General features: G+C 47.5%; 14 protein-coding genes. 11 read left to right on the forward strand and 3 right to left on the reverse strand.

Annotated elements, in window-relative coordinates; genetic code table 11:
- The first annotated feature begins 108 nt into the window (after positions 1–108).
- Positions 109–753: a uridine kinase gene (gene udk / locus EDI28_RS01625; RefSeq protein ID WP_128782093.1), complete on the forward strand. Its 645-nt coding sequence runs from the start codon at positions 109–111 to the stop codon at positions 751–753.
- 209 nt (positions 754–962) lie between these two features.
- Positions 963–3,113, forward strand: a complete 2,151-nt coding sequence (locus tag EDI28_RS01630) for an AsmA family protein (RefSeq protein ID WP_128782094.1) — start codon at positions 963–965, stop codon at positions 3,111–3,113.
- A gap of 77 nt (positions 3,114–3,190) precedes the next feature.
- On the opposite strand, the gene EDI28_RS01635 is transcribed toward EDI28_RS01630, so the two are convergent.
- Positions 3,191–3,643, reverse strand: a complete 453-nt coding sequence (locus EDI28_RS01635) for a CBS domain-containing protein (protein ID WP_128782095.1) — start codon at positions 3,641–3,643, stop codon at positions 3,191–3,193.
- Between the two features lie 217 nt (positions 3,644–3,860).
- Here EDI28_RS01635 and EDI28_RS01640 point away from each other — a divergent pair, with 217 nt between their 5' ends.
- Both EDI28_RS01640 and EDI28_RS01645 read left to right on the forward strand, forming a co-directional pair.
- On the forward strand, positions 3,861–4,901 hold the full coding sequence (locus EDI28_RS01640) for a metal-dependent hydrolase (protein ID WP_128782096.1): 1,041 nt from the start codon (positions 3,861–3,863) through the stop codon (positions 4,899–4,901).
- A 307-nt stretch (positions 4,902–5,208) separates the two neighbouring features.
- Positions 5,209–6,531 (forward strand): anaerobic C4-dicarboxylate transporter, encoded by a 1,323-nt coding sequence (locus EDI28_RS01645; protein WP_128782097.1) that lies wholly within the window; start codon positions 5,209–5,211, stop codon positions 6,529–6,531.
- A 393-nt stretch (positions 6,532–6,924) separates the two neighbouring features.
- Here EDI28_RS01645 and EDI28_RS01650 read toward each other — a convergent pair whose 3' ends face one another.
- Positions 6,925–7,359 (reverse strand): phosphate-starvation-inducible protein PsiE, encoded by a 435-nt coding sequence (locus EDI28_RS01650; RefSeq protein WP_128782098.1) that lies wholly within the window; start codon positions 7,357–7,359, stop codon positions 6,925–6,927.
- Between the two features lie 394 nt (positions 7,360–7,753).
- Here EDI28_RS01650 and EDI28_RS01655 point away from each other — a divergent pair, with 394 nt between their 5' ends.
- The 7 genes from EDI28_RS01655 (at position 7,754) to EDI28_RS01685 (ending at position 17,729) form a co-directional block, all read left to right on the forward strand.
- The gene (locus tag EDI28_RS01655) at positions 7,754–9,775 is read left to right on the forward strand and encodes a hypothetical protein (protein WP_128782099.1); all 2,022 of its coding nucleotides are present in this window, start codon (positions 7,754–7,756) and stop codon (positions 9,773–9,775) included.
- Between the two features lie 133 nt (positions 9,776–9,908).
- Positions 9,909–10,394 (forward strand): hypothetical protein, encoded by a 486-nt coding sequence (locus EDI28_RS01660; RefSeq protein ID WP_128782100.1) that lies wholly within the window; start codon positions 9,909–9,911, stop codon positions 10,392–10,394.
- A gap of 48 nt (positions 10,395–10,442) precedes the next feature.
- A complete protein-coding gene (locus tag EDI28_RS01665; protein ID WP_128782101.1) occupies positions 10,443–11,261 on the forward strand; it encodes an FTR1 family iron permease in 819 nt (272 codons plus the stop codon).
- Positions 11,258–12,679 (forward strand): FAD-dependent oxidoreductase, encoded by a 1,422-nt coding sequence (locus EDI28_RS01670; RefSeq protein ID WP_128782102.1) that lies wholly within the window; start codon positions 11,258–11,260, stop codon positions 12,677–12,679. Before EDI28_RS01665 ends, EDI28_RS01670 begins: the two co-directional genes overlap by 4 nt.
- Before the next feature lie 27 nt (positions 12,680–12,706).
- Positions 12,707–13,294, forward strand: coding sequence for a hypothetical protein (locus EDI28_RS01675; protein WP_128782103.1), 588 nt, complete (start codon positions 12,707–12,709; stop codon positions 13,292–13,294).
- Positions 13,295–13,300: 6 nt separating this feature from the next.
- Positions 13,301–14,761, forward strand: coding sequence for a hypothetical protein (locus EDI28_RS01680; RefSeq protein ID WP_233353245.1), 1,461 nt, complete (start codon positions 13,301–13,303; stop codon positions 14,759–14,761).
- Between the two features lie 43 nt (positions 14,762–14,804).
- Complete coding sequence (locus EDI28_RS01685; RefSeq protein ID WP_233353246.1) at positions 14,805–17,729, forward strand: cytochrome D1 domain-containing protein; 2,925 nt, start codon at positions 14,805–14,807, stop codon at positions 17,727–17,729.
- Positions 17,730–17,785: 56 nt separating this feature from the next.
- Here the strand turns inward: EDI28_RS01685 and cobO are convergent, their stop codons facing one another.
- Positions 17,786–18,391, reverse strand: coding sequence for a cob(I)yrinic acid a,c-diamide adenosyltransferase (cobO, locus tag EDI28_RS01690; protein ID WP_128782105.1), 606 nt, complete (start codon positions 18,389–18,391; stop codon positions 17,786–17,788).
- Positions 18,392–18,403: the final 12 nt, after the last annotated feature.

An 18,403-nucleotide genomic window follows, 5' to 3' on the forward strand; every position in this document is an offset into this window, starting at 1 on the left:
GTTTAATTATACCTATTCGCACAATTATCTGGTTAGCCATCAAATGGCAGATAGTTGTTTAAATGAGTATTTCCACCTCGCTACGTTGTCTTACAGGTGCTTTCTGATATGTCTGAAAACTCTCACCAATGCGTAATTATCGGTATCGCAGGCGCTTCTGCGTCCGGTAAAAGCCTGATTGCCAGTACAGTTTACAAAGAGCTAAAAGAAAAGGTCGGCGATCATCAGATCGGTGTTATCACGGAAGATTGTTACTATAGCGATCAAAGTCACCTGAGCATGGAAGAGCGGGTCAAAACTAACTACGATCACCCGAATGCGCTTGATCACAACTTACTCTGTGATCATCTGCAGATGTTGGTTGAAGGTAATGCGGTAGAAGTGCCGCAGTATAGCTACAGCGAACACACGCGTCTGGTAGAAACCACACCAATGACACCGAAAAAGGTGATTATTCTGGAAGGTATCTTGCTACTGACTGATCCTCGCCTGCGCGAGATCATGCATGCAAGTGTCTTTATGGATACTCCACTGGATATCTGTCTGCTGCGTCGCTTGCAGCGTGATGTTGCTGAACGTGATCGTACAATGGAATCGGTACTTGAGCAGTACCAAAAGACGGTGCGTCCTATGTTCATGCAGTTTATTGAACCGTCTAAACAATATGCCGATATTATCGTTCCTCGTGGCGGAAAAAACCGTATTGCGATTGACGTGTTGAAAGCGCATATTGCCAAATTGCTGAAATCATAAGAACCAGCCAAACAAGGTTGAGACTGTCAGTCTTGAATTGATAATGATGATATTTGAATAGGCAGCCTTAACGGCTGCCTATTTTTTTGCTTTAATCACAGATAATTAAAAACTTATAGTTCTATTCGCTGTCGTATAGCCAAGCAACCCCAAGAAGATGTCGCTTGGGTATAACCCAATTCAATGTGGACGGATAACACGAGGACACGATGAAAAAGCTTTTGTATGCCGTACTGGCAATTGTAATTGTTATCGTAGTGGGGGTTGGTGCATTGTTGGCATTGGTCGACCCTAACCAGTTTAAGCCATTACTTGCCGAGCAGGTAAAGAAAGCCACAGGCCAAGAGTTGGTGATCCGCGGTGACATTGGCTGGCGTTTCTTTCCGAGTATAGGTTTTACGCTAGGCCAGACAGAGTTTCGTAATCCGGAAGGGTTTGCCGAGCCAAATTTGATTCAGCTGGGCAGCGCTGAGCTTTCTGTATCTGTTGTGCCTTTGTTCTCTCGTCATCTTGAGATCGGGCACATTAGCTTGCAGGATGGTCGGGTGTTTATCCAGACTCGCAAAGATGGGGTGAATAACCTTGATGCTTTAGGCCAATCAAGCAAGCAAGCTGAAAATAATACAGTCGCTGATCAGCCAACTGCAGCTACGGAAACAGCCCCACAGAATCAAGGTGGCGCCGAGCCATGGACAATCAGCCTTGAAGGCGTTGAGTTAGTCAATGCCAGTGCCGAGATCCGTGATGATCAAGCCGGGACTTTTACTGCCATCAGCGCGCTGAACTTTACCCTGAGCCGGTTTGCGCCTGGCGAATGGACCCAGGCCGAGTTTGATGTGGCTGGCCAAAATGGTGAGCTGGCCTTTACTGCTAACGGCGCCTCTGAGCTATTTATCGTGCCGGAGATGAATAATGCCGAGCTGAAGAATATGCAATTGTCTGCAACGGCAAAAGACAAACTGAATGATATCCAGTCGCTGACAGTAACCATGGATAAGTTCAAAGCAGGTGATTGGTCGGCAGTCACATTTGCTGTAACAGGGGAAGTGCCTGCTCTTGCTTTTGATGCTAAGGGCGAAACACGCTTGAAGCTCAGTGAGGCCTTTGATTTTGTTCAGCTGCAGGCGTTGGCACTGGAGTCAGGCCTGAAAGGGGCCACATTGCCTCGCCCAGAAATGGCAGTCAAGCTAAGTGCCGATGCTGACTATGACGTCAATAAGGGCATGGCGACCTTGTCGCAGTTTAAGGCGGATATTGATGAGATCAGTGTGAACGGAAACGCTTCGTTCAAGGCGGCTGATATTCCGGTGATCCGCTTTGCCGTTAACAGTGACAACATTGACCTAGATGCTTTCCTCGGCCTCGACAAGAAAGAAACATCGTCGCAAGCCGGAGCAGAAGACGTAGGTTCGACAACCGCCGGTACCGCTCCGGAGACTGCCTCTGCAGCGGACAAGAACCAAGAACCAGACCTGTCGGCCCTGAAGAGTCTTGATGTTGCAGGCACGGTGAAGCTAGGTAAATTTAAAGCCGCCAACGCCAAGCTGGCCAATGTGCTGGTGGATGTAAAAGTAGCCAAAGGGGTACTTAAGCTTAACCACTTAGACGCTGAACTGTATGACGGTAGCATTAAAATGCAAGCCATGTTGAATGCCAACGGTAAGCTGCCAACTTATAAAGTGACTAACAAGATCAGTGGAGTACAGATCCAACCGCTGATGGTCGATGTTGTCGACAATGATGTACTCGCCGGTAAAGGTAATATCACGATGAGTCTGGCCGGTACTGGATTGGCCGAAAAACGTATCCGAGAGAATGTTGCCGGTACTGTGGATATCAAGTTTGCCGATGGGGCGGTTTACGGGGTGAACGTGCCTGAGATGATCCGTGAAGCCAGAGCAACATTGAAAGGCAAGAAAGCCGAGTATGTAAAAGAAGAGAAGAAAACAGATTTCTCTGGACTGACAGCAACGATCAAGCTGGGTTCGGGCAAGGCATCAACGACTAATTTGGATCTTGATTCTCCGCTGCTGCGTATAGCAGGTAAAGGTCAGACTAATCTTGTTAGTGAAGCGATTGATTTCAAGGTGAATACCTCGGTTGTTGCAACCAGCAAAGGTCAAGGTGGCAAGCAAGTCGATGAAGTTGCCGATTTAACGCTGCCGATTGATGTCAAAGGTGACTGGACGGAACCTAAGTTCTCGATGGATCTAGCTGGGCTTCTGAAGCAAAACAACAAGCTGGAGGAAAAAGCCCATAAGGAAGTCGAGCGCGGGCTTGAAAAGTTACTGGGTGACAAGGCCAAAGATGACGATGTTAAGAAGGTAGCCGATAAATTATTGAAAGGGTTATTTAACTAACGCTTTAAACTGAAAGGCTTGCCATCCTGGCAAGCCTTTTTTCTTGGTGAAACGCATGGTCTAACGATATTAATGCGTCAGGCAAGGCTCTTGTTCTTTTTGCTCGATTTTTGTGATTCCAGTGTGTTCTGGAAGGCTTTGAGCAGGTCAACAGCTGACAGTATTCCGACCAAATCCCCTGTTTTATCCAACACAGGCGCCGCCCCCACATGATAGTCAAGCAGGGTTCTGACAGCTTTGGTCAGCGTGTCATAGGTACGAACGTGTACAATATCTCTGATCATGACATCACCAATATGCAGATCATCGGTTAGGTCGTATTCATGGCCGATATCCGGTGATTCATCAACCCAGCCCGGTCGGCGGAGTTCGCGGTCACTGACAATACCTATCAGTTCGCCTGCTTCATTTGTGACGGGTAAATGGCGGATAGCTTCATCGCGCATTAAAAAGAAGGCTTCACGGAGACCGGCTTCAGGCTGGATAGTGATGACTTTTCGTGTCATGTATTCAGAAACTTTTGTTGGCATATACATCTTCCCTTTGTCAGAGTGAATTGATGTTGCCTGATTTAAAGTAGCGAATTCAGTTTGGCTGAACTGCGACCAAACCCATATTTTTACTTTTGTTTACTTTACTCGTACTGAGCTTTTTGTTCTTTGGTGCGTAAGTTTGGTAAGGTGTGCCGAATCAGCCGAGGATGAAGACCATAAAAATATTATATAACCTGGTCGAAAAGGAGAAAATTTGGACTCAATTACTCAGGCCGCGTTAGGTGCCGCTGTTGCGGGCTTGGTGGCAGGCAAGAAATGTTCGCCAAAAGTATTATTGGCCGGGGCCGCCCTCGGTACCCTGCCAGATCTGGATGTGCTTGTGAGCTATGGTGATCCCGTATCGGATATGGTGAAACACCGCGGCTTCAGCCATTCGATACTTGTCCTGTTACCGTTTTCGTTTTTGCTGGCATGGTGTTGGCAAAAGTGGCGAGCCACAACCTTTAGCTTTAACCAGTTATGGTTTTTAGTGGCCGCTTGTCTTATTACACACCCGTTATTGGATTCTTTTACCTCATACGGTACACAACTGTTGTGGCCTCTTTCGGTTAGTGTGGCTGTCTCCAGCATCTTTATTATCGACCCGCTCTATACTGTTCCGTTACTGGTGGTGGTTGCAGCGAGTTTGCTATGGCGAAGAAAAATGGCAAGGTTGTGCGGTATTGGACTGGCGATATCCAGCCTGTACCTACTCTGGTCAGTTATCGCACTCAATGTTATTGAAGATAGGGTACAGAGTCAGCTGGCTGATACTCCTATGGCAGGTAAACCTGTTTTTATCACCCCGACGCCTGTCAATACCGTACTGTGGCGTGTTGTGGTGTTAGATGGTGATACCTATTGGGAAGGCTTAACATCCTTGCTCGATGACGAGGTCACTATCGATTTTATAGCCAAGGAACGCGGGCAGTGGAAGCTGGAAGAAAAACCACAGCATCTTGTTATGTTAGAGGACTTTACTCGTCAGTTTGTAAAATATGAGCAGGTAGGGGATAGCCTGACTGTCACTGATCTGCGTCTGGGGATGGTCGATTACTTGCCATTTCAGTTTGTGTTCGCCACCCTCGAAGGTGACGGTACTTGGTCTTCTGCGCTCCCTGTTCAGCTTGAGAGCCCTAATGTCCGGCCTAAGCACTTACCGGCGTTGTGGTTGCGGTTGCTGGGAAACCAAAATATAGATGCTAACCTGTGCCATGCCAAAGAGTGTTCTAAGCCAAGTAAGTCAGATGTTTAACCCTGAGCGCTAGCAATGGATTGCAATACTGACAGGCGATATATTATATAGCACAAAAAAAACACCCTACAGCATGTTGCATACAATTGAATAAACGGTGAATATATGCAGCAAAACATGTAGCACATATATCTTTACAGTATGCCATTTTCTAGGTGGTCTTCACACAACAGTGAGTCATTGGTCAATAGCCGTTTTTATTTGACTTTCATCAAAATCAAAGCTTAATACTGCTGGCAATCTACCCCTAAAGTATTGGTGGTCTCATTGTGAGATCTGCGTTTTTCGATATAGGGAGATAACGAGTATGCTGTATTTGGAATTCTTATTCCTGCTTCTCGTGTTGTATGCTGGCAGTCGCTTTGGTGGTATCGGTTTAGGTGTTGTTTCTGGCCTAGGCCTGTTGGTTGAAGTATTCATTTTCAGGATGCCGCCGACATCACCGCCTATCACTGTGATGCTAATTATTCTTGCGGTTGTGACCTGTGCTTCGATTCTGGAAGCGGCAGGTGGTCTGAAGTACATGTTGCAAGTTGCCGAGCGAATTTTGCGCAGCAACCCCAAGCGTGTCACTATCCTTGGTCCGTTGGTGACGTACACCATGACATTTATGCTGGGTACCGGTCATGCGGTGTACTCAATTATGCCTATTATCGGTGACGTTGCGCTGAAAAATGGTATCCGACCAGAACGCCCGATGGCTGCTTCTTCGGTAGCTTCCCAGTTGGCGATTACTGCCAGCCCGATCTCTGCCGCGGTTGTGTATTATCTGGCGCAGATTTCTGGTATCCAAGACAGCATTCATCTACTAACGATCTTGATGGTAACAGTGCCATCGACGTTGATTGGTACACTGTTGCTATCATTGTACAGCCTTCGCCGTGGTGCAGACTTGAATGAGGATCCTGAGTATCAGCGCCGTCTGAGAGATCCGCTGTGGCGTGATAAGATTTTGCATACCACTTCGACCTCGCTTGATGAAAAGCTACCGGCGTCAGCTAAGCATGCGGTCTTACTTTTCATTCTGGCACTGGCTTCTATCGTTGTTGTGGCGATGGTGCCTGAGATCCGAACGATTGGTGATGCCAAGCCGATTAAAATGTCTGTCATTATTCAGATGATGATGCTGGCATTCGGTGGTTTGATCTTGTTGGTTACCCGTACCAATGTTCAGAAAGTACCTGAAGGCGTCGTGTTTAAGTCCGGCATGGTGGCAGCTATTGCGATCTTTGGTATTGCCTGGATGAGTGATACATATTTCCAGTATGCGATGCCTTCCTTTAAGTCGGGCATTACCGAAATGGTTCAGGGCTATCCGTGGACCTTTGCGCTGGCACTATTCATTGTGTCCGTTGTCGTAAACAGTCAGGCAGCGACAGCGCGTATGATGCTGCCGGTTGGTTTGGCGATGGGATTAAATCCAGCACTGTTAATTGGTTTGATGCCTGCGACCTATGGTTACTTTTTCATTCCAAACTACCCGTCTGATATTGCGACCTGTAATTTCGACGTAACGGGTACGACTAAAATCGGTAAATGGTATTTCAACCATAGCTTTATGGCACCGGGCCTTATTGGTGTGGTGTCGGCGTGTACTATCGGTTATACCATTGCCCAAGTGATTGTATAAACATAGAAAAAAGTATGCTTTCAATGCCGGCCAGTTTGATCTGGCTGGCATTTTTTTGTTGTTTAATACAGTGTTTGTATACCATTTTGACATGCCAGTCTTATTTTCTACTAAGTAAATAAAGAAAAAGTCATATAGTTCAGCGTATTATACTAAGCTTAGTCTTGTAGGTTAGATGTTCTCTGTTTACTACTGGGAAAGCTTATGGATAAAAAGGTCGATTACGAAAAATTAAGAGAAAAGATGCACGAAAGGGCGCTGGAGCGGGCTCTGGAGTTTTACAGGAAGAAGCATCAGAAAAATGTGAGGCAATGATCGTGTACAAATTGATCATAACAAAGGGAGCAGAGGCTCCCTTTAGTTTGCACTTTTTAAGTATGCTATGTTGTAAAATTAGTCATCAGGCAGGTTTTTCGTCGGATCTGTAACACGTTCATACGGCCAGTAATGGTGACCAATACGGATCATTAAGGTGGCCGCTGCCAGAATGAACGCTGCCAATGCCAACCAGACGACGAATAATCCATCGAGCTCTTTCATACCGAGAGTGATGTATCGGGCGATAGCCATAATCGCAATATAGATCGGGTAGCGGACCGGGATTTTACCGTTGGTGACAAACTGCTGGACCATGGCAAGCACTTCCAGGTAAATAAACATCAGCAGGATATCGGTCAATGCTATTTCTTTATTCGTATAGACATGAATAAATTCTGTTCCCATAGCGGCAATGGTCGCAAGGGTGATCGCGACTAGGAGAATTGCCTCGAGAATGTGAAATACTTTTAAAAATGGGCGGCTAAAGCCTTTGGGTAGACTTGAAGGCATCTAAACTCTCTTATGCGTAATTATTATGATAAATCCATTATATAGAGGTATTTTGCAGTACAAAGGAAATGTGATGAAGGAATATATATTCGAATATCACAGTGGGTTAATGGCAGGGGGGCTTGGCTCCCTATTTTTTTACCTATTAGTTTGTTTTTTAAAGAAATGATGAGCGTTGGTCGTAAATAGAAAGAAAATGAATAATATGCATGCTGATTTATAACATGTATTTTAAATGTTGATTTTGATCAAGAATAAAAATGATAATTACTCTCACTACCTTGATTTACATTCTGAAACATATAGAATGCAAATCGTTCTCGTTTTAGATCCTGTCCAATAATAATTCTCAGTTTACATTCGTTGTAAATGGATAGAATAAGAAGGAAAAGTAGTGAAGAAGTCAGTTCTTAGTGTTGCTGTTGCGGCTGCTGTGTTTACAACAGCTGCGAGTGCGACAGCCCAAGTGAAAATCTTAGATAAAACACATCAACCAGCAGGAAGCTTTTTAGCCTATACCGAATTTGAGCTGTCGGGTGAACCGCTAGCTGAATCACTTGGCTTGGATTTGGATGTACTCGATCCAAATTTGGCCAATGATCCAACACCTTTTGATTTTGCTGCCGGTATTGAAAGCTACGAGTATTCTGAAGAAGCGATGTATGCACTTAACTACCAATCGACAATGGGTCCACACCTTGTCAATGGTCCGGTTAACCGTGCTCGTGGCGGCCAGTTGGCAGATCTAGGTAAGCGTGTTATCGAAATGGCCGCAGCTGTGGGCTTCCCGGCGAGCGAAATTCCGCAGAACATGTACCCCATTTCTATCCCTTATGCTTCAGGTAGCCCGGAGTTTGTACAAAAACCAGATATCACCACGGTAAATGGTGACGAAGTGGAAATTGTTACTGCAAAAGGCAACAGCAAAACCGTTCAGACGGTTGTTCCGGCCTACTTCCGCGATTACAAAACATTAGCCTGGGATGAAACGACATTTGATAAGTCGTTTAATCCGGCAGCGACAGGCGGCATTCTTCTGAAAGAAGTGATGTGGTCTCAAGATTTCCTTGGTGGTATGCACGTTACTGCGACAGACGAAGAAGTTGAAGCTGAGTCCGCGACAATGGATCTCGATGGCAAGCACAGCCTCGGCGTTTCCGCTGCCGATGGCTTTAACGGCATGATGCTGACTGAAATGTCTATTGATAAGCTGCAAATCATGCAACAGCAGCTTGGCTTTGACGGTAAGCGTCTGGGCGTTAAATTTGGCCCGGATTACGACCCTGCCAAAGGACCTATCTGGTTTGCGCATAAAGTTGCCGTGACTGAAGGTACTCGCAACGGTGTGAAATCTATCACCGGCCTGAAAGTGACAGACAGCGCGTCAACACTGCGTGATACTTGGTCAGCACTATGGCCTGTTGCGGAATTCTTCGCATACAGTGATCAGCGTACGGCGAATAGCGCTCAGAACCCTGCATTCCTGGCTGTGTTCGATGGTGCGCCATTTGCTGCAGCGCCAGCAGCCAATACCGATGCGAGCGAGAGCAATGATGTAGTCGCTGGTGATGCATTCTCACTGGCTAACAATATCTCTAATCTGCTGTTCAAAAATATTGCTGCTCTGCACTACAACAAAGAGCAGGGTACATTTGTTACCGAGTACAAAAATGGCAAGCAGGGCAGCAAGGTCGATACCTACGACGCGGCATATTCTCTTGTTGCACTGTCTATCTATCAGCGTGCAAAAGATGCTTTGCCAGTTGGTTACGCCTCGGCGGAATCTGGCGATGTCGATCTGAAGACGGCTGCTGGTAAAGAGGCATTGGCAATGATCAAAGGCCAGGCTGATTTCATTGTCAACCAGCTAACAGGCAAAGACGGTCTGGTGTTTGATGGCCTGACTCTGAATACCGTTAACAAGCTAACAAAAGAAAAATCACTGGATGCGCAGTTTGCAGCGATTCGTGGTTTGGTTGCGGCATACCTTGCAACTGATGATATGAAATACAAGCAGGCAGCACGTTCAATTTACCTTGCGGTAGAGAAAAACATGTTTGATGAGAATATCGACACATGGGCAACGGTACCGGGTAAAGCAACGATTCATACCCCATATACTGAAGCGGCTATCTCAGGCGGTCTACGTGAAGCAATTCTTCACCTGAAAAATGAAGAAGGCGAAAACGAGCCTGCGCTGGAGTTAACAGCACTAACGGACCGTTATGTAAGCTGGTTCCGTGGCGTTATTAACGGCGGTATGCAGCTTGCCGAGTGGATGGGTGATTCTGGCGAAAACCAAATCAAAGGTAGCAGTTCTACTGATACCGACGAGGACGGTGTTCACCAGATTATCGCTGCTGGTGGCAAGTTCGGTACTGCAATGACCATGGCCAACAAGGCCAGCGTTAAGTAAAGGGTAAGCTTACTTGTTACTGATCAGGCAGCGATGTTAAGTCGCTGCCTTTGTTGTTTCGTCACTATTTAAATTATTGATATTTATAATGATATCCGCGTAGAAAGTGTTCATTCATACATAGGTTGTAGTTATGTCAGTATCCCTGAGTTCAGATCAAAAGCCTGTTGCTGGTGGATTTAACCTACGGTGGCAACGCTTGGCTTACCATCATAAATGGGCAGAGTCATTGCTGTATGTGATGTTTTTTAGCGGATTGCTGCTGTGGGATGTTGTTGGTGTCGGCTGGCAGCTAGAACGCTGGACATTATTGGTACATATGGTGGTTGGTGCCACGTTATTTACTGTTATTGTCGGCGCATTTTGGGCCGCACACCGGCGTTTGATCACCTCTAGCAACAAGCCTTTCCTGCGCCAAACTGGGACTGCAATCGAATGGCTGCTGATTGCTTGCTGCCTCAGCGGGTTTTATCTGTTTTTTTATGGTAATCCGGGAAATACATTAGGTGTTTTCATTCAGGACGTGCACTTTTATTCATCATGGCTGCTGGCACCACTCGTGTTTCGCCATGCGATGAGATGGAGTGTATTGAATCTGAACAAGTTTCGTCGTCGATAAGAGCCAGAAAGGCCGTATTACATTGAATTTATTTACATTGGGGATCCCATGTTAGCCAGTTTTTTAATTACCCTGCGCGAAGGGTTAGAAGCGTTTTTGTTAGTCGGTATCGCTTTGTCATATCTCGCCAAGCTGAATGCCCGTCATTACAACAAGTATATTTACCTCGGCGTGTTTGTCGGTTTGTTGCTTTCTTTAGCCGTTGCGGTTGTCTTCCAGGTGGTGGTTGATCAGTTTAGCAACGAGCTTTACCGAAATTATTTGATGGCCGGGATCTTGATATTTGCCACTGTCGTTTTGACGTATATGGCTATTTGGATGCAGAAGCAGGCCAAGAATCAAGTTGCACAAGTACAAAAAGACCTGACGGATATGGTCAGTACCGGTAACCTGCTCGGGCTGGTTTTCCTCTCGACCCTTGCGGTGCTGCGTGAAGGTTTCGAAACGATTTTGTTTTTCTCTGCCTTGATGTATTCGAACTTTGGTGAGTTCAGTACGCAAGATGCACTGATCGGTGCGATCTCTGGACTAGTCCTGTCAATAGCACTGGTTTGGATGATGCTGAAAAGTACCCGAAATGTGCCGCTACGATCATTTTTCCGTTGGACAAGTCTATTTATTATCATTATCGCGGCCGGTTTGTTGTCATCTGCTATAAACATGTTACAGGCCGCCCATGTACTACCTATTGTTCATGCTCAGCTTTTTGATATCTCGCATATTCTCGATGACCGTGGGGTATTTGGCACCTTCCTGCGCGCATTATTTGGCTATAACTCGTCACCGGGCTTGTTGCAGCTCGTGGTTTGGGGCGGCTATATGCTGACCTTTGTCTTTTTCTGGAATCGTGGATACAAACAGGCATGAGCATAACATCAGACAAACATATTGCTGTACTCGGGGCTGGACCTGCAGGCTTGATGGCTGCATGGGAGCTGGTCGAAGCCGGTTATCAGGTCACCATTCTTGATCGAGACGATCATGTCGGCGGGATGTGTGCGACCCAAACATTCAGCGGCCAGCATGGTGAATACCGTTTTGATTTCGGTGGCCATCGTTTCATCACTAAAAACCCCAAATTGCTTGAATTTGTTGATGAGTTGATGGGAGACGAGCTGCTCTTTGCACAGCGCAAAAGCGTTATTCGTTACCGTGGTCGAATTTATCAATATCCGTTGGCGATGGTCGATCTAATTAAGAACGCGCCTCTGCCTCTGTTGGTTGGAGGAGCTATTGATCTTGGCAAGCAGCTATTTAAGGCCAAACCGCAAGATCAGTCTGCGGTCAGCTTTGCCGAATGGATTGAAAGCCGGTTCGGCACTACGTTATACAAGCATTTTTTTGAAGGCTATACCGCCAAGCTGTGGGGGATTGATCCGGCCTTCTTGTCGGGAGACTGGGCATCGCAGCGAATTAGTCTGATGGATCTCAAAGATGTTGCCCGCCGTTTATTGCCGGGACGTCGCTCGTCGGTTCGTACCTATGCCCGCCAGTATCGTTATCCTAAGTGGGGGTTTGGCCAGCTGTATACCCGTTTGGCCGAAGAGCTGGAAAAGAAAGGGGTTCAAATTGTTCTTAACAGCGATGTCTGCGGATTGACACGCGATGCTAACAACCGAATTGAAGCGGTTGAATACCGGCACCAGGATGAAGTGATTTCATTAAACTGCGACGAGGTGATATCAACCTTGCCATTACCGCTGATGTGTAAACTCACAGGGTTTGATAGCGGACTGGAATTTAGGGCATTACGCTTTATAAATATGCCGATGGAAACAGAAAATATCTCCGATAACACATGGCAGTACCTTTCTGATCCCGAGTTATTAGGTACTCGATTGCAAGAGCCTAAACGCCGTTCATCGTATATGGCTCCCGAGGGGCGTTCATCGGTGATGATTGAAATCCCATGCAACAAAGGGGATGACGTCTGGTCGATGGATGGCGACAGCCTGCAGCAGCGTGTCTTTAACGATCTCGAATCGCTGGGGGTCGATCCTAAGCTGGCAACGGGAGAGTACTTCACCTCCTATACCGAGCATGCCTATCCGCTGATGGATATGACCTATCAGGCCAAGCGCGAAAAAGCGATCACCCATTTGTCACAGTTCGATAATCTGATCATGACCGGTCGTCAGGGAACCTTCCGTTACATTTTTACCGATACCGCAATGGAAATGGGCATGATGGCCGCACAGTCCGTCATTGACGGCAAAGACCGTCGACGTGAAATATTCGATTTTCGTAATGAAAAAACCGTGATTGAAGTTCAGAGCGTGGCTTAGCGCTATTTGCTGCACATGGAGAGATATATGAGACTAACAACGTTTACTTGTGTTTTGCGTACCTGCCTGGCTATTTTGCTGGGTTTGGTTGTCAGTACGTCAAGCCACGCGTATTCGTATGCGGCGGCAGGAAAGGAGCCTGTTATCGACGGGCGTGAAGCGATAATGCAAGCGTTGGCCGATAATGATTTTGTGGCTGCGAAAGTGGCTGTTGATGGCTTACACGAAGAGTTCACCTACCTGCTTAATGAGCACCAGGTCGACCTGTTAACCCCGATGAATCAAGCACTGGCTGATAAAGATGCGGCCAAGGTGGAGGCGGTGATGGATCACGCCGTGATAGAGGAGATCGTCCGGCGCCTTGACGGTGCCGAGAAGAACCTTGGCGATTACCAGGTAGCCAAAGTACTGGTAGTCAAAAGTAAGCTTTTTCTTGATTTAATCATGCCAAAGCTCGATGAAAGTAGCAGGAAACAGGCGACTGAAGCTATCCAGGGCGTTCTGAATGCTATCGGTAACCCGGGCGTATTTGGTGTGGGTCAGGCACCAGCTGATCCGGCGGTGTTCAAACAGCAGCGTGAGTTGCTTACTGATGCAATTAATTCGTTGAAATAGCACCAGATGAGCCGTCCCTTTCCTAGCTGTGTTTTGGTTAACAACGCTGCCGTTTTAATGACGGCCAGTAAGCTATGCTACGTGATCATTATCGCGTCGGCTTGCATGGGCTGGTGGTGGTGGATGGGGCGTTTTCCTCTGGAGTTGACCAGTGATGATGCGCTTAACTTCTCTCGGGGCGTTGAGCGCTTTTCGGTACTGGAGTTTCGACCGCACTTCCCAGGATATCCTGCCTTCATTGGTTTATCCCGGCTGGCTGCAATCTGGATCGAAGCGGCTGTTGCGTCTATTTGGGTCTCGATGTTATCGGCAATGTTGATCCCGCTCCTTGTTGCCAGGTTGGTGTACCTGCTGTCGAGTTCGTGGCCTGCGGCAACCTTGGGCTGTGTATTGGCGCTGATGCAGCCGCTGCTTGCCTCAATGGCACTGAGCGGGTTGTCGGATTCAGCTGCAATCATGGTGTTTCTGTTGGCGTTGATTGCAGCATTGCAGCAGAAACATAGCATGGTTGGGTTCTGGATTGGTCTTATGCTTGCCACCCGACCGTCTTACCTGCCACTGGCGTTGGGCATGGCGATGTTGCCATGCTGGGGGAATTACGTCGGATCGAAAATCCGGGCATACCTACAGGCAAGTATTGCCATTGCCGCGATTGGTTCACTGAGCTTGGGTTTTATCTGGTTTCACGATGGCGCTGCCTATTTCGAGGAAGGGATCCGTTTTACCCAGGGACATTTTACGATTTGGGGCAATACGGTTGAAGGTGATAACGCCAGCTTATGGCAATGGGTAGAGGCTCTGGGGAAAGGGTTCGGCTGGCTTGGCTTGATCGTGGTGTTGGTTTCACTATTTAGCGCTGTTATTGGGCTTGCATCTGCTCCCATGAGTAAGAGTTTGAATTTTAGGAATCAGGCTAGCAGAAGACAACAGTTGGCACTCACTGCCGTAATTGCTTGGCTGTACTGGGCTTGGATCACGTTCGGTCAGAACCCTGATAACCTGCGCCATTGGGCGCCGGTACTTTTTCTGTTTTTGACCGTGCTGCCGGTGCAGTTAGCCGGGTTACAGAAAATATTCGAAGCTAGCCGATTGGGAGTGGTTGCTGTTAGTGTGCTTGGTATCTGCCCTGTGTTCTATTGCCTGATTTTAGGCTATCAGAATGTTCAGAGCGCTCCGTCGCAGGCACCGATTCAGCAGGCAATGTCCTGGATTAGGGCCAACCCTAAAGTGACGGTTGTCGGAACCAATTACAGCGTGAATTTGCTGCGTGCCCAACTCGGCAGCCATGCTATTTATGACATGTATTACCCCAGTAGCAAATTGGCTCTGGTCAATGCGCATAAGCGTACTCCACAGAGTGCATGGCGGTTGTCGGGTACACGGCTAACTGATCAGCAATTGGTTACCGAGTTCAGCCCAAGATTTATTGGTGAAAGGCGTCTCTTTTTATATCAAATTAGTCAGTGACCCCGGTTGCTGGCCTGAAGTAGTGTGAGTGTAAAGGCGAATGATGTTAATAAGTAAATATAAGCCTGCGAAGCAACTTATTTGGCTGATGCTAGTATTGCTCAGTCAACCGGCATGGGCGATCGAGAAAAGTAGCTCAATGCTGTTTAATTTGGACAAGACACAGATTATCAGTGCTAACTTTGATGCAGGTAGTGTCAGTATTCTTGCCAGAGACAATGGCGAACTAATTGCTGAGTCGACAATTGGTCGAGATATTCGCCGTATAGCGCTGACGGATGACGGCAGGCTGCTGTTGGCGACAGACTATCTGAACAACCAAGTTGTGCTGCTTGATGCAAAAAACCTACAAACCAAGCGTGTAACTGCTGTGCCTTCACGTCCCTTTGGTGTTGTCTATGATTCTCTGCATCAACGATTTTTCGTTACCAGTTTTGAAAGTGATAAGCTGCTGGTTATCAATACAGAAGGTGAAATTACCCAGACTCTAGATACGGCATCGACACCACGTGGTCTGGCGCTGACCGATGACGGCCGTATGCTGGTGACCCACTCGCTATCTGGTCAGGTCTCTATCTACAACGTACGTGGCGAGCAGCCTCAATTGATTAAAGTGATACAGCTAGCAGACAGTGAGTCAGATCCTGTCAAGACGAACCCGCAAGGTAAACCGCGTCTGCTGGACAATATTGCGATTTCTCCAGACGGGCGTCAGGCTTGGCTTCCCCATGTTTTATGGTCATTCGGACATGACTTCCAATTCCAATCAACGGTTTTTCCAACCGTGTCTTTGGTGGATCTAGAACCGGGCAACGAGCAAGAAATTATTGACGAGCGAAAGCAGCTATTCAAGCAGATCAATATTATCGAAAGCGGCAACAAGATCCGCATAGTCTCTAACCCGCATGATGCTGTGTTTACCGATGATGGTAAAAAAATCATTTTCACCCTGGCGGGCTCCGAGGATTTGATGGTGTTCGACTTGTCGCGTCAGGGCAAGAAAAACAAAAAGCGTCACCGTCGTAAGAAATTTCAGGGTGGGGTGAAGGCAACCCAAATTTATCGTAATGTTCCGGGTGATAACCCGCGCGGGTTGCTGGTAACCGGACGTGAGCTGTATGTCCAGAACGCGATGTCGCTGGATATTGCCAAGTTCGATACCGGTGCGGTGGGGCCGTTTGCCAAGGTCAAACTGACTCAGGGACATTTTGCCGATCTGGTTAAAGCCGATCCGTTACCGAAGCAATTGCGCCAGGGCAAAACATTGTTCAATAGTGCCAATATGGCCGATTCGCCTGACTTCCCAATGGCCGGGGACTTTTGGATGAGCTGTAATTCATGCCACCTTGATGGCTTTAATTTTACTAATCGCCAGCTGATGGAAGATGGTAAAAAGGATCGATTCAGCAATGCACTTACCGGCCATGTCGATGTCCGCAAAATGATTGCCGGTGATCCGATTGGTGCCTATATCGATATTATCCAGAAAACTCAGGGCGGGATGGGCGGTGATCCTCGAGAAGAAGCGCTACCGCCTGTCAATATTGAAACCCCGCCGCTTGAAGCGGCAAAAATGATGTCTGCCCTGAACGAGTATGTCCGCGCACCAGAGAACTTGCCGTATCTTTCAACCTGGTTACGACTTGATGACGATAAGCGCTATACCCACCCAGACGAGTGGATTAACTCTGCCGAGTGTTCTGATTGCCATACCACCATTTACGATCAGTGGGCCGATTCTAATCATGGTATGAACATGGATCATCCTTATTATCGTTTCCAGGAGGATTTCGCCGCGAAAACGGAAGGCGAGGAATTCCGGGTGCTTTGCCGTGGCTGCCATGCGCCGCAGATGGTGATCAATGGTGACAACGGGCCAATGACTGACTTTGGCGATATGTGGGAAAAAGGCGGGTCGTCACTTAAAGAAGCCTTTGCCCACGGTCAGTCGGTCAGCGAGCGTGGTACAGGGTGTGTTTTCTGCCACCGGGTCACCAAGGCAGAAAATGCCGGAGGCAATACTGATATGACGGTCAACATCAAAGACCGTGATAGTTACGTGTTCGAAGATGCCAAGAACAGTATGCTGAAGTGGCTATCGGAAAAACAAATCAATGCTTTGCCGGAGCAGCATAAGGCGTCGTATTCCAAGCCTGAGCTGTACCAAAGCTCGCTCTATTGTGCGACTTGTCATAACGAGTTTACAACTGGGCAGGGTGCGAATGTGAACGATAACTTTGGTGAGTGGCTGGCATCACCGTTTAATGCGCCGGATGATCCGAAGCAACATAAAACCTGTATTGACTGCCATATGACCCAGGATGTTACTGACTTTGACAATAAAGTTGGTGGTCAGTCGACCGATAACGGCCCGATGAAGTCGAACCTTCGTTCGCACCATCTGGTGGGTGGTAACTACTTCTTTACCGGAATGCGAAATCCTGAACATAAGAAGATGAGCATCGATATTTTGAAAACGGCGCTGAGTCTTGAGGTGGAAAAACAGGGGAGCCAGCTAACTGCCAAGGTTACCAATGTCAATTCGGGGCATGACATGCCGGGCGGTGCTCGTCGTCAGGTCTGGCTGGAAGTCATTGCTACGGATGTCAACGGCCAGCAAGTCTACAGCAGTGGTGTAATGAAAAACGGTGTTATCCCTAAAGATGCCCATAAGTTTATTAAGATCGGTGTCGACAAGGATGGCAAACCGGTGGGTCTGCGTTTTTGGCGCTATGTGAAAATTGGTAAAGATACCCGGATTAAGTCGGGTGAAACCCGTAATGAGGTGTTTGAGTTGCCGAAGAATGCCGAGTACCCGTTGACGGTATCAACTCGAGTGCTTTACCAAGTCTTTGCCAAGGGACTGAGCGACAAAGTTCGCCGGGCCTATCCAGATGAGAATATTCCGGAGCCGGAAGTGATTGAGTTGCAGAAAGTGGTTAAAACCTACTTATCGGTAACAGAGTAGGGAGATCTAGCCCAGTAGAGGTGCTTATGAGCACCTCTACTGGATTTAAAGGATATTTACCAATCGACGCCTTTACGGGCTTTGACCCCGTTCTCAAAAGCATGTTTGACGTTGCGAACTTCGGATACCGTATCGGCCAACTCCATTAAGGTACGGTGCGCGCCGCGGCCAGTAACGATCACTGATTGCATCACCGGGCGGTTGTTAATCGCTGCCACGACCTCGTCCAGCTCGATATAGCCATAGGTGACCATATAGGTCAGTTCATCCAGTAGCACTACATCGTAGCTGCCGTCTGCCAGCATCTTTTTACATTCAGCCCATGTTTCCTGTGCTGCTGCTGTGTCGGCTTTTTTGTCCTGGGTATCCCAGGTGAAGCCCGTTGCCATGACTGCAAATGTAACACCGTGTGACTCTAGCAAGTTTCTCTCGCCACAGTCCCAGGTCCCCTTGATAAATTGGCCAACCCCACATTTTTGCCCATGGCCGACTGCGCGGGCAACGGTACCAAACCCTGAGGTCGTCTTCCCTTTACCGTTGCCGGTGATAACCAGAAAAAGCCCTTTTTCTTTCTGAGCGGCTTCAACCCGCGCATTAACCTTTTCTTGTACCTTTTGTTGGCGTGCTTTGTATCTTTCGTCCTTATTGGTTTGATCAACCATAGGGTTCCCTTA

Origin of the sequence: Photobacterium chitinilyticum (assembly GCF_004104355.1) — a bacterium.
GTDB classification, from domain to species: domain Bacteria; phylum Pseudomonadota; class Gammaproteobacteria; order Enterobacterales; family Vibrionaceae; genus Photobacterium; species Photobacterium chitinilyticum.

What these genes read in the sequence shown, in the direction of transcription:
- udk (WP_128782093.1), top strand. Translation starts at nt 109, where the DNA reads ATGTCTGAAAACTCTCACCAATGCGTAATTATCGGTATCGCAGGCGCT.
- EDI28_RS01630 (WP_128782094.1), top strand. Translation starts at nt 963, where the DNA reads ATGAAAAAGCTTTTGTATGCCGTACTGGCAATTGTAATTGTTATCGTA.
- EDI28_RS01635 (WP_128782095.1), bottom strand. Translation starts at nt 3,643, where the DNA reads ATGCCAACAAAAGTTTCTGAATACATGACACGAAAAGTCATCACTATC.
- EDI28_RS01645 (WP_128782097.1), top strand. Translation starts at nt 5,209, where the DNA reads ATGCTGTATTTGGAATTCTTATTCCTGCTTCTCGTGTTGTATGCTGGC.
- EDI28_RS01650 (WP_128782098.1), bottom strand. Translation starts at nt 7,359, where the DNA reads ATGCCTTCAAGTCTACCCAAAGGCTTTAGCCGCCCATTTTTAAAAGTA.
- EDI28_RS01660 (WP_128782100.1), top strand. Translation starts at nt 9,909, where the DNA reads ATGTCAGTATCCCTGAGTTCAGATCAAAAGCCTGTTGCTGGTGGATTT.
- EDI28_RS01665 (WP_128782101.1), top strand. Translation starts at nt 10,443, where the DNA reads ATGTTAGCCAGTTTTTTAATTACCCTGCGCGAAGGGTTAGAAGCGTTT.
- EDI28_RS01670 (WP_128782102.1), top strand. Translation starts at nt 11,258, where the DNA reads ATGAGCATAACATCAGACAAACATATTGCTGTACTCGGGGCTGGACCT.
- EDI28_RS01675 (WP_128782103.1), top strand. Translation starts at nt 12,707, where the DNA reads ATGAGACTAACAACGTTTACTTGTGTTTTGCGTACCTGCCTGGCTATT.
- EDI28_RS01680 (WP_233353245.1), top strand. Translation starts at nt 13,301, where the DNA reads ATGAGCCGTCCCTTTCCTAGCTGTGTTTTGGTTAACAACGCTGCCGTT.
- EDI28_RS01685 (WP_233353246.1), top strand. Translation starts at nt 14,805, where the DNA reads ATGTTAATAAGTAAATATAAGCCTGCGAAGCAACTTATTTGGCTGATG.
- cobO (WP_128782105.1), bottom strand. Translation starts at nt 18,391, where the DNA reads ATGGTTGATCAAACCAATAAGGACGAAAGATACAAAGCACGCCAACAA.